Source organism: Streptomyces sp. NPDC049970 (genome assembly GCF_040660235.1).
Taxonomy (GTDB): Bacteria; Actinomycetota; Actinomycetes; order Streptomycetales; family Streptomycetaceae; genus Streptomyces.
The window spans coordinates 387,821-399,925 of record NZ_JBFALP010000003.1 but is presented as its reverse complement, the minus strand read 5'-3'; the positions used below and the strand labels follow the sequence as shown (position 1 = coordinate 399,925).

At 68.2% G+C, this 12,105-nt stretch carries 9 protein-coding genes and 1 riboswitch; of the genes, 7 read left to right on the top strand and 2 right to left on the bottom strand.

What is annotated here, in order from left to right; all coding sequences use genetic code 11:
• Positions 1-85: 85 nt before the first annotated feature.
• Positions 86-775 (bottom strand): AAA family ATPase, encoded by a 690-nt coding sequence (locus AB0I83_RS08050; protein ID WP_363304005.1) that lies wholly within the window; start codon positions 773-775, stop codon positions 86-88.
• 184 nt (positions 776-959) lie between these two features.
• Positions 960-1,057: riboswitch (glycine riboswitch) on the top strand.
• Between the two features lie 165 nt (positions 1,058-1,222).
• On the opposite strand from AB0I83_RS08050, the gene gcvT reads away from it, so the two are divergent.
• From gcvT to AB0I83_RS08015, 7 genes are all read left to right on the top strand, one after another.
• The gene (gcvT, locus tag AB0I83_RS08045) at positions 1,223-2,356 is read left to right on the top strand and encodes a glycine cleavage system aminomethyltransferase GcvT (protein WP_363304003.1); all 1,134 of its coding nucleotides are present in this window, start codon (positions 1,223-1,225) and stop codon (positions 2,354-2,356) included.
• Positions 2,357-2,458: 102 nt separating this feature from the next.
• Positions 2,459-2,836 (top strand): glycine cleavage system protein GcvH, encoded by a 378-nt coding sequence (gene gcvH, locus AB0I83_RS08040; RefSeq protein ID WP_356531020.1) that lies wholly within the window; start codon positions 2,459-2,461, stop codon positions 2,834-2,836.
• 19 nt (positions 2,837-2,855) lie between these two features.
• On the top strand, positions 2,856-4,115 hold the full coding sequence (gene glyA, locus AB0I83_RS08035) for a serine hydroxymethyltransferase (RefSeq protein ID WP_363304002.1): 1,260 nt from the start codon (positions 2,856-2,858) through the stop codon (positions 4,113-4,115).
• 156 nt (positions 4,116-4,271) lie between these two features.
• Positions 4,272-5,657 (top strand): L-serine ammonia-lyase, encoded by a 1,386-nt coding sequence (locus tag AB0I83_RS08030; protein WP_356531018.1) that lies wholly within the window; start codon positions 4,272-4,274, stop codon positions 5,655-5,657.
• Positions 5,658-7,192: 1,535 nt separating this feature from the next.
• Positions 7,193-7,477: a LuxR C-terminal-related transcriptional regulator gene (locus AB0I83_RS08025; protein WP_363304001.1), complete on the top strand. Its 285-nt coding sequence runs from the start codon at positions 7,193-7,195 to the stop codon at positions 7,475-7,477.
• A 586-nt stretch (positions 7,478-8,063) separates the two neighbouring features.
• On the top strand, positions 8,064-8,975 hold the full coding sequence (locus AB0I83_RS08020) for a methyltransferase domain-containing protein (RefSeq protein ID WP_363304000.1): 912 nt from the start codon (positions 8,064-8,066) through the stop codon (positions 8,973-8,975).
• A gap of 192 nt (positions 8,976-9,167) precedes the next feature.
• Positions 9,168-9,998 carry a methyltransferase domain-containing protein gene (locus AB0I83_RS08015; protein ID WP_356531013.1) on the top strand — a complete coding sequence of 277 codons (831 nt, stop codon included), beginning with the start codon at positions 9,168-9,170 and terminating at the stop codon, positions 9,996-9,998.
• Between the two features lie 388 nt (positions 9,999-10,386).
• Here AB0I83_RS08015 and AB0I83_RS08010 read toward each other — a convergent pair whose 3' ends face one another.
• A complete protein-coding gene (locus AB0I83_RS08010) occupies positions 10,387-11,511 on the bottom strand; it encodes a cytochrome P450 (protein ID WP_363303999.1) in 1,125 nt (374 codons plus the stop codon).
• Positions 11,512-12,105 lie beyond the last annotated feature (594 nt).

Genomic DNA, 12,105 nt, shown 5'->3' with positions numbered 1-12,105 from the left:
GATTCCGGACAGCCGGCCGGAGCCGCGTGAACTGTGCGTATGCGAACGGTGACGTCCCAGGGCCCCCGCCGCCTCCCTCACTGGGCTACTCCCGCGGGAGCAGCGGCTCCGGGAACGAGATGCGGCCGACCGCCCCGGCGGCCTCACGGTCGAGCAGCACCGCCGAGGCGCAGCCCGGGGGCAGCAGACCGCTCTCGGTGTCGCGGAGCAGGCGGCCGACCGCGCGCCGGTGCCGGGCGAAGGCGTATCCGGAGACTCCGCGCCCGCGTTCCCGCTGCCCCTGCCGCGCCACCCCGGGGGCGACGTCGAGCAGCACGAGGTGGAGGGTGCGGCCCCGGCGCAGGGCCTCGCGTGCGAGCCAGCGCCGCACCCAGGCCTGCGTCCCGCAGTCGTGCACGACGCAGGACGCTCCCGAGCGCAGGGTCCGCCGCAGTCCGGCGTAGTGCGCGGCGCGCACCAGGGGCCGGTAGACGGCGTACGGGAGTAAGCGGGGCAGAGCAGCCGCCCAGCGGTCCCTGGTGTCCTGGGAGTCGATCGCGTGCTCCTGGACCGTGCGCCGGATCAGCGTCGACTTGCCACTGCCGGGCAGCCCGGAGACCACCACCAGGTCCCCCGCGGCGAAGTCCAGGCTGCGCGGGCCCCCGTCCTTCCCGCCCCGCAGGTCACGCACCACCGGTGCCCGCCCGCCCATCAGCTCCCGGGCGGGTACGCCCGGCTGCCTGGGCATCGCGCCGTGTGCGGCCCCCGCGGTCGTCGCGAAACGCTGCAACCTCATCGCCCTCCCCCTGCCGATTCACCCACCGACCTGCCCAAGAAGTGTAAAGAAAAGGCAATGCGGCACAACCGTTCCGGTCCGTACGTGTCGCCGCCGGCCGGCCGGGGACTCCGGCACGGACCGGACCTCCCCACTCTCCTCCGATGCGTGCGATGATGACCCCGCCAACTGGATAAAGGCCGTTCGAATCCGCGCGGGAGAGTTCCGGTCACTGTGTGCGCCGGGCGCCGAAGGAGCAAGTTCCTCCCTTGAATCTCTCAGGCCCCGTACCGCGTGGATGAGGCAGATCTGAAAAGCGGGCCGCTCTGCGGCCCCACCCAAGGTGCAAGCCGATCCCGAGGGGGCCGACCCTTCAGGACCCTTTCAGGGGCTCTCGGCGAACCTCTCAGGTTCCGATGACAGATGGGGAGGGATCACCCTCTGTCGTCATGCCCTGGAGCCATGTCCATGAGCACTGCCCCGAGCGCCCCCCGTCTCACCGCCCTCGACGCCCTGCACCGGTCGCTGGGCGCCACCATGACCGACTTCGCCGGCTGGGACATGCCGCTGCGGTACGCCAGCGAGCGCGAGGAGCACAACGCCGTGCGCACCACGGCCGGCCTCTTCGACCTGTCCCACATGGGCGAGATCACCGTCACCGGCCCGCAGGCCGCGGCGTTCCTCGGCTACGCACTGGTCGGCAACATCGCGACCATCGGCGTGGGCCGGGCCCGCTACACGATGATCGTCGCCGAGGACGGCGGGATCCTGGACGACCTGATCGTCTACCGCCTGGGCGAGGCCGACGCCCCGGAGTTCATGGTGGTCGCCAACGCGGGCAACGCCCAGCTGGTCCTGGACACCCTGACCGAGCGTGCGGCGGGCTTCGAGGCCGAGGTGCGGGACGACCGCGAGGCGTACGCGCTGCTCGCCGTACAGGGACCCGACTCCCCCGGCGTACTGAAGTCGGTCACGGACGCCGACCTGGACGGACTGAAGTACTACGCCGGCCTGCCGGGCACGGTCGCCGGTGTCCCGGCGCTCATCGCCCGGACCGGCTACACCGGCGAGGACGGCTTCGAGCTCTTCGTGGCCCCCGCCCACGCCGAGCGGCTCTGGAAGGCGCTCACCGAGGCCGGCGCGCCGTACGGCCTCATCCCCTGCGGGCTCTCCTGCCGCGACACGCTCCGCCTGGAGGCGGGGATGCCGCTGTACGGGCACGAGTTGACCACCGCGCTGACCCCCTTCGACGCGGGCCTCGGCAGGGTCGTGAAGTTCGAGAAGGAGGGTGACTTCGTGGGCCGCGAGGCGCTTCTCGCCGCGGCCGCCCGCGCGGAGAGCGCCCCGCCGCGCAAGCTCGTCGGCCTGATCGCCGAGGGCCGCCGGGTGCCGCGCGCCGGCTTCTCCGTCGTGGCCGGCGGGGAGGTCGTCGGCGAGGTCACCTCCGGTGCGCCGTCGCCCACGCTGGGCAAGCCGATCGCCATGGCGTACGTGGACGCGGCGCACGCCACGCCCGGTTCCGGGGGTGTCGGCGTCGACATCCGGGGCACGCACGAGCCGTACGAGGTCGTGGCACTGCCGTTCTACAAGCGCCGCAAGTGACGCCGAGCGGCACGGGGCGCCACGGCCACGTGACGCAGTCGTGTCTCACACCGTAAGACCACCGTTCATCAGCACTCCCCCGCGTACAGGAGAATTCAGGTCATGAGCAACCCCCAGCAGCTGCGGTACAGCAAGGAGCACGAGTGGCTGTCGGCCCTCGAGGACGGCGTGGCCACGATCGGCATCACCGAGTACGCGGCCAACGCGCTCGGTGACGTCGTCTACGCCCAGCTCCCGGAGGTCGGTGACACGGTTACCGCGGGCGAGACCTGCGGTGAGCTGGAGTCGACCAAGTCGGTCAGCGACCTGTACTCGCCGGTGACCGGCGAGGTCACCGCGGCCAACCAGGACGTCGTGGACGACCCGTCGCTGGTGAACTCCGCTCCCTTCGAGGGCGGCTGGCTGTTCAAGGTGCGCGTCGCGGAGGAGCCGAACGACCTTCTCTCCGCCGACGAGTACACCGCGTTCTCCGGCAACTGAGACCCCAAGGGACCCACTGATGTCGCTTCTCAACTCCTCCCTCCACGAGCTGGACCCGGACGTCGCCGCCGCCGTCGACGCCGAGCTCCACCGCCAGCAGTCCACCCTCGAGATGATCGCCTCGGAGAACTTCGCTCCGGTCGCCGTCATGGAGGCGCAGGGCTCCGTCCTCACCAACAAGTACGCCGAGGGCTACCCCGGCCGCCGCTACTACGGCGGCTGCGAGCACGTCGACGTGGTCGAGCAGATCGCGATCGACCGCATCAAGGCCCTCTTCGGCGCCGAGGCCGCGAACGTCCAGCCGCACTCGGGTGCGCAGGCGAACGCCGCCGCGATGTTCGCGCTGCTGAAGCCGGGCGACACGATCATGGGTCTCAACCTGGCCCACGGCGGTCACCTGACCCACGGCATGAAGATCAACTTCTCCGGCAAGCTCTACAACGTGGTCCCGTACCACGTCGACGACACCGGCGTCGTGGACATGGCCGAGGTCGAGCGCCTGGCCAAGGAGTCCAAGCCGAAGCTGATCGTGGCCGGCTGGTCCGCGTACCCCCGCCAGCTCGACTTCGCCGCCTTCCGCCGCGTCGCGGACGAGGTCGGCGCGTACCTGATGGTCGACATGGCGCACTTCGCGGGCCTGGTCGCCGCCGGTCTGCACCCCAACCCGGTGCCGCACGCCCACGTCGTCACGACCACCACGCACAAGACCCTCGGCGGTCCGCGCGGTGGCGTCATCCTGTCCACGCAGGAGCTCGCCAAGAAGATCAACTCCGCGGTCTTCCCCGGTCAGCAGGGTGGCCCGCTGGAGCACGTGATCGCGGCCAAGGCCGTCTCCTTCAAGATCGCGGCGACCGAGGAGTTCAAGGAGCGCCAGCAGCGCACCCTGGACGGTGCCCGCATCCTGGCCGAGCGCCTGGTCCAGCCGGACGTCACCGAGGTCGGCGTCAGCGTCCTCTCCGGCGGCACGGACGTCCACCTGGTCCTGGTCGACCTGCGCGACTCCGAGCTGGACGGCCAGCAGGCCGAGGACCGGCTCCACGAGCTGGGCATCACCGTCAACCGGAACGCCGTCCCGAACGACCCGCGGCCCCCGATGGTCACCTCGGGTCTGCGGATCGGCACGCCGGCCCTGGCGACCCGCGGTTTCCAGGCCGAGGACTTCACCGAGGTGGCGGAGATCATCGCCGCCGCGCTGAAGCCGGCCTACGACGCCGACGACCTCAAGGCCCGCGTGATCGCGCTCGCCGAGAAGTTCCCGCTGTACCCCGGCCTCAAGTAGGCCGTCCGCAGTTTGCACGCAGGGTGGGGGCACCGCGCACACTGAACACAGTGAGCGCGGTGCCCCACCCCTTTGCCCCGCGCCCCCGGGCCCACCGGCCCGTCCCGCACCACCCGGGCGGACAAAGACGTCCACCAACGCCTTAGGAGTACTCCCGTGGCCATTTCGGTCTTCGACCTCTTCTCGGTCGGCATCGGCCCGTCCAGCTCCCACACGGTCGGCCCGATGCGCGCGGCCCGCATATTCGCCCGCCGGCTCAAGAACGAGGGCCTGCTGGCCCACACGGCGTCGATACGCGCCGAGCTGTACGGCTCGCTCGGCGCCACCGGCCACGGCCACGGCACCCCGAAGGCCGTCCTGCTCGGCCTGGAGGGCGAGTCGCCCCGCACGGTCGACGTCGAGGGCGCCGACGCCCGTGTCGAGGAGATCCGCGCCTCCGGGACCATCAGCCTGCTGGGCATGCACGACGTCCCCTTCGACGCCGACGACCAGCTGGTCCTGCACCGCCGCAAGGCACTGCCGTACCACGCCAACGGGATGACCCTCTTCGCGTACGACCGCGAGGGCGCCCCGCTCCTGGAGAAGACGTACTACTCGGTGGGCGGCGGCTTCGTCGTCGACGAGGACGCGGTGGCGGGCGAGAACCCGATCGTGCCGGACGACACCGTCCTCAAGCACCCCTTCCGCACCGGCGACGAACTGCTGCGGCTCGCCCGGGACACCGGCCTGTCCATCTCCTCGCTGATGCTGGAGAACGAGAAGGCCTGGCGGACCGAGGAGGAGATCCGGGCGGGACTGCTGGAGATCTGGCGCGTCATGCAGGCCTGCGTGGCGCGCGGCATGTCCCGCGAGGGCATCCTGCCCGGCGGCCTCAAGGTCCGCCGCCGGGCCGCGAACTCCGCCCGGCAGCTGCGCGCCGAGGGCGACCCGCAGAAGCACGCGATGGAGTGGATCACCCTCTACGCGATGGCCGTCAACGAGGAGAACGCCGCCGGGGGCCGCGTCGTCACCGCCCCGACCAACGGTGCGGCCGGCATCATCCCCGCCGTCCTGCACTACTGGATGAACTTCGCGGCACACGGCTGCACCGAGGCCGAGAAGGACGACGGCGTCGTCCGCTTCCTGCTGGCCGCGGGCGCCATCGGCATGCTCTTCAAGGAGAACGCCTCCATCTCCGGCGCCGAGGTCGGCTGCCAGGGCGAGGTCGGCTCCGCGTGCTCCATGGCGGCGGGCGCCCTCGCCGAGGTCCTGGGCGGCTCCCCCGAGCAGATGGAGAACGCCGCCGAGATCGGTATGGAGCACAACCTGGGCCTGACCTGCGACCCGGTCGGCGGCCTCGTCCAGATCCCCTGCATCGAGCGGAACGGCATGGCGGCGGTCAAGGCGGTCACGGCGGCGAAGATGGCGCTGCGCGGCGACGGCAGTCACATGGTCTCCCTGGACAAGGTCATCAAGACCATGAAGGAGACGGGGGCCGACATGAGCGTGAAGTACAAGGAGACCGCTCGGGGCGGTCTCGCGGTGAACATCATCGAGTGCTAGGCAGATGGGCCCTGACCAGCGCCTTCGCGTCTTTCGGCGCTGTCAGGGCCTTCCCTGCTTACGCGGCGGAAAGTCCCTGAAACCTCCCCGGACAGACGTGAAAGTCCCTGAGAACTCCCTGGGATGTGCCTCTGGAAGGGGCTTTCGACCTGCGGGTTCGCGGCATGTGAATCAACACCGGATGTGCCGCTCACCCACCAGCTGATGCATCAGATCGTTCCCTCACCTCCACGACGGCGCAGACGCGACAGGCCCTGCTCTCCCCTCGCGATCTGGCGCACTTGGTCACGGGGGAGACAGACGAACTGCCATCTTGGCGACGAGTCCACCCACCACACCGGCGAACACGGCGTCACACGGGCGAAGCACGCAAAATTTCAGCCACCATCGAAAGAAGTCCCCCGCCGTTCGGGCACCGCGGACGCCCGAAGTGCGATTCTCATCCATTTACTTATCGCCCGGATGATCCGCAACCCGCAGGCGCACTCCATGCCTAAGGCGAGGGGTCAACAGCACCGATACCAACCCTCGGCATCGGATAGGGCACCAATCCAGACTGCCTCACCGCGTCTTACCGACGAATCGCTGATGAAGAATAGGTGAGTCCGAAAATACCCAAGACAAGCCAAAACGTGACCAACAGCCAGGAAGTCAGCAGCATCCGCGCTCATGCCCGCACGCCCGATTTCCGGGCGCGGATCCCGCCAGGCCGGCCGAAGTCGTTGACATGATCGAGACAGGACGCCGAGACTCACATCGGGCAGGGTAGGTTTCGGCCGCCAGTCGAATTCCGGAATGGACCTGCGGTGACCTGCAATGATGCCGGAAAACCCAGAAACCTCCCGCAGCTCCGTATTCGATTTCCACTGCACGACGAAGGCAGGCAGGAGGTGAGGCGTGCCATGGCACGCTTACAGGGTGTTCACCACACCGACGACTACTTGATGCACCTGATACTCCCGTCAGTGCATTCCAGGAGTTCGACCCCCCTCGCGCTACTGGAGACGGAGGGCGAGGCGTGCAGACATCGCCTCGCTCGGGACCGTTCGCCCTGACGCCGGCCGTACCGACACATGACCCGCGCGATCCTCATCACGTGAACGCCATTCGAGCCGAGTCCGGCGATCGACACCGGAAACGCACTCCTGCGGGTCGCACGGGAACCGGTCATGGCCGGCCGCGCGGAATGCGAGAGCCTGCCCAGCCATCCCGACCGACTGACGATCACCGCACGGGTACCGCGCCACCGCAGCTGGTCGCCGATCCCTCCGGGGCGAGTGCGCCTCGAGGCCGTGGACCACAGCCGGCGCGTTCCTGACCGCCCGGTCGGCCAGCGGCCCCAGCCGGGACTGCACACGGCACTTGCCGACGATCACGTCTATCACCTTCTGGTGATCACGCCCCGTCCACCTCGGCTCCCACTCCGGCGATGCCTCCTCGGCCCCACCGGACATCACCCCACGACGCACGTCAGGCAACGATCAGGCAATCCGAAGGACACTGCCCAGCCCGGCCGTACGGAATGAATGGGTCCCATGGAAATTGATCAGAATTGCGGCGAAGTGTCCCAGCCCGTCGATGACTGGGTTCCCAACTCGATCCAGGTCAGAATCCTGGAGGGTGTTGCGGCCGGCTTCACCAGCGGGAGGCTTTCGAGAGAGTTGTACCTCAGCTCGAAGACCATCGATTACCACATCCGCGTCATGTCGGACAAACTCCAGGCTCCGAATCGCGTCGCGTTGATTTCAAGGGCGTTCGTCCTCCAGATTCTGCGAACTGATGAGTGGCCCCCGCGCATCGCCTGGGAAGCAATGGATTAGCCCGTGCGAGCAGTCGCCGACAGCGCGGCGACCCGCCCCCGACCGACGTCCTACGGCACGTCCGGTGCTGTGCTGCGGCGTCGGAACGCTCCCGCCTCGGCCTGCCTGTGCCCATCGCCCTCCCCTTCTGGCTGGCCGGGCGCGCCACCGGGCGCCACCGGGCGCCGGCTCAACGACCGGACTCGAAGTACCGCCTCGGGTCCGCCCATCTGCAACTAATCCACAGAATTTTTCAAATACAGCGCGTCGCTGTCTTCTTTGGGGTTTTTCCCAAACCCGAATACACCCACATCGCATCGTTGACACCACCAGGACCGCCCTCCAGGATGGAAACCAATAGCTGCCACCCGATTTCGGCACCGCCCAGGATTCCGGATCAGGAAGGCGGCCACATCGCCTACTTGCCCCAGTACCGAATGACTCTCGCATACGCGAAGGTGCTGCACGGTTGATGAATGCGAAGAATCCGGCCCGGGAGATTCCTGCGGAACCAGGTCCCCTCGCACGACAGTGGCGAGCGTAGAACATCGTTCACCGCAGGCCATTCGTCAACGCCGTCGGCATCCGAGCTCTGGAGGAGTGCCCCATGTCGAATCTGGACGAGCTCACAAGTTCACCCCCAGCAGTGCTGGACCCTCAGGATGAGGTGAAGATAGTTGGCCAATACTACGACGACAAGACGGAACGACTCGTTCGTAAATACGGCCCTGGGCCCAGGATTCACTACCACGTGGGTCACTACCCTTCCTCGGAAGCGCCGCTGCGTGCTGACGATGTGACACCGGATGCCATTCGCGGCAGCATACGGCTCCATCAAGAGGGCCTACTGCGGTACGCAGCCAAGATCTGGGACGCCGAGCAGCGGCTTTCGGGCAGGATCCTGGATGTCGGCTGCGGCCTCGGCGGGGGATCGCTCTTCTGGGCTCAGGAATACGGCGCCGACGTCACGGCCGTCACCAACGCCCCGGAACACGCCCCCGTTCTCGACGGGTTCGCGCGGGAGTGCGGTGTGGGCGAGAGGGTCCACACGCTGGTGAGCGACGCGAAGCATATTCCCCTGGACAGCGGCCCGTACGACGCGGCGGTGGCCATCGAGAGCAGCGGGTACTTCGACCGTCCCCTGTGGTTCGAGCGTCTGGCGCGTGTACTTCGTCCTGGCGCGAGTGTGTGCGTTGAGGAAGTATTCATCACCCGTCCTCACGGGGCCGATGTGTGGGCCGACTACTTCTACACGAAACCGGCCACGGTGCTCGACTACACAAGGGCAGCTCAGGCCGCGGGTTTCGAATTGGTCGACGATGTCGATGCCACGTCGGAAACCGCACCGTTCTGGGAGGAGAGCGCCGCCTGGACGAAGGCGCTGCTGGACAGTGACAACAGCCTCTCACCGGTTGACCGCAGGCAGTTGAGGATATCTCTGCTGGCGAACCAGGCGCTCGGCGCTGAGTGGCGGGCCGGTGGCGTGCGCCTCGGCTTCCTGCGCTTCGAACTGAAGTAGGCCAGGAATCAAGCATATCCGCCGAGCCGCGCCCAGCTCACGGCATCTTGATGTGGCTTCCACAGCCGGCAAGGGGTCAAGCAGGCGCTGGGCTGGTGCTGTCCGGAACAGCCCAGCCCTGCGGCGGGATTCCGCCCGCCTTTCCACAGGTCCGCCGGGCTCCCGCCGCCTTCACAAGGATACGGAGTTTTCATGACACTCGAGCAGTCTCCCGCGCACAGCGACGTTCTCAACGTGTACGACGGATTCGGCCGGATCTACGGTTCCGCGTGGGGCCCCAACATCCACTACGGCTACTGGGAGAACGACGCCGATGAAAGTTCCGTCGCAACGGCCACGGACCGCCTGACCGATCTGATGATTTCGGGTCTCGCCGCACGGCCGGGCCAGCGAGTCCTGGACATCGGCTGCGGCATCGGCTATCCCGCCCAGCGGCTCGTCCGTAAGTCCGACGTGGACGTGGTGGGCATCACCATCAGCCGGATCCAGGTGGCGGATGCCACGAAACTCGCGGCGGAGGCCGGGCTCGCCGACCGGGCCACGTTCCAGTTCGGGGACGCGATGGACATGCCGTTCCCCGACGGCTCGTTCGACGCGGCCTGGGCGTTCGAGTCGATGTGGCACATGCCCGACCGCGGCCAGGTGATCTCCGAGGCCGCCCGCGTCCTGCGCCCCGGCGGCCGCCTCGCCGTCGCGGACGTCATCCAGCGCGAACCGATCACTCCTGAGGGCCGCGTGGTCCTGGACCACGTGGTCGAGCACTACGGGGTTCGCTCCCTGGGCACCGTGGACGAATATCGGACGGCGCTGGCGGACAACGGCTTCGTCGATGTCGAGATCACCGATATCACCGACAACGTCATCCGCACCCTCGGGCTCATGGCCGACGCCGTGGAGACGGTTCACGACGACCTCGCCGCACTGGTCGGCGAGGAACAGGCCACCTCGCTCCTCGACTTCATGCGCAAGTTCGGGTCCGTCCCGGAGAGCGGCTACCTCTTCCTGACCGCCGTCCGCGCCTGACCGCGACGACCGGCCTCGGCTTGCCAGGACGAATGGCAGGCCGAGGCCGAGGTACGTCCCTTCGCTTCCGGCCGGCGTTCGTCACGCCTCACAGGTCGGCGGCCGGTAGGGCGCGACGAGCGCGGGCCCCCGAACTACCGACCGAGATGTCTCACGCCTCCGTCACTCTGTTCGGGGGCCTTCCCGGTTGACGGTGCCGCAGCGGTCCGCCGGTCGTACGCGCATGGAGCCGGCCACCATGCTCATCGCCATCGGGACGACCGGCCGGTGCCCCGCCCGTCCGGATGGACGGGGACACCGGTGCACCTCCGCGCACACACCCCTTCGGCAACAGCTCCGACGCCGTGACCGACTCTGCCACGACGGGATCATCGCCCCGGCATCCGCGTCACCTCCGCTGCCGCACACGCAGTTCGGTCAGCGCCCGGAGCGGAAACACCGGCCGATGGCTCGGCAGCGGCCCTGGCGCCAGGGTCAGACCTGGCATCCGGGTGGCGAGTGCCTGTATCGCGATCTCCAGTTCCGAGCGGGCGAATCCGGCTCCGAGGCAGAAATGGATGCCGTGCCCGAACGCGAGGTGCGAGGCGGACCCGCTGCCCGGGCTGAACGCGGCCGGGCACATGGAGGACTGGCTGTCCCGGCCGGCCACTCCGTAGAGGAGGAGCAGTCGGCTCCCCGCCGGCAGGGAAACGTCCCCGACCACGACGTCGTCGACTGCGGTCCGGTACATGCCTGCCAGCGGGCTGTCGAACCGCAGCCCCTCTTCGACGAGATCCCGGGCGGAGATCGTCCCGTCGACCACCTCCGCCCAGCCACCGGGCGCCTGGAACTGCTGGAAGAGGATGGTGCCGAGTGCCTCGGCGCAGGTCATGTGTCCTGCGAAGATCAGAGTGGGGATCATGACGGAGGCCTCGTCGGCCGTGAGCGTGCGGCCGGCCTTGCCCTCGTGGAGCAGTTCACTGATCAGGTCGTCCTGCGGCGAGGCGAGCCGCTCCTGCACGAGTGCCCGGCAGAACGCTCCGAAGTCCATCAGCCCGCGAGCGTATTCGCGTAGCCCGTCGAGATCGGTGTTTCCCCGTACCATCATGAGTTCGATGCGTTGCTCGGACCATGTGCGGCAGCGGTCGAGGTACTCGTCCGGTATGCCGAGGCGCCGCCCGATCACCTCGAGGGAGTAGGGGACCGCGAACTCCGTGATGAAGTCGAACTCCTCCGCGACCGCGACCCGCTCGACGAGGCCGTTGGCGACAGCGCGGATCGTGGGTTCGAAGGCCCTGACCCTGGCAGGCGTGAACCCGACGTTCAGGACCTCCCTGATCCTGGTGTGCTCGGGAGGGTCGAGCGAGCCCACGGCCAGCGCGTCGGCGCCGCGCCACGTGCGCAGCATCCGGCTCACGTCCTCGGGCAGAGAGACCGCAGAACGCGGATTGTGGTCACGTGCCGAGAAATTCTGGTCGTCGCGCAGCACGGCAACCATGTCCTGGCGCCGGGTGACGCACCATGCGTCGAGCAAGGGTGCGTAGAAAACCGGTTCCGTCTTTCCGATGCCGGTCAGGAAGGAATACGGGTCGTCACGATGCGCACCATACGGATCGAACGACCTGTCCTCCTGCGGTTGCCCCGAATCAATGGACATCGGCCATTCCGCCTCTCAGGCTTTCCGTGAGTCATTCCCGGAAATGATCAGTGACATGGTGTGATGCCCCTCGGCATGGCCGTCCCCGACGAGGCGCGGCGTTTCGCATGGCCGTCAGTGGCCACGCCCGCCCGTCACACGGACGAGCCGAGAGGGTTCCCTGTTCCGGCTTCGGACCCCGGGGAGCGGGCCGCATCGAGCACGTCCAGCGCCCACGTCGGTCGACGGAAACCGATCCCTCCGCAGGAAGCCCTATCGACTGTCAGGCGCCGGCTCAACGGCCGCACTCGAAGTGCGCCCACCTTGGATGCGGCTCAGCGGCCATCAATCCGCAGCGTAGTCCACATCCTGCTCCGGGCCGCCTTCTTTGGGCTTTTTCCTAAACCCGAAGATGCCCACGCCACATCGTTGACACACCCGGGGAAGCCCCACCAGGATGACAATCAGAACGATCACGAAAATACCGGCGCA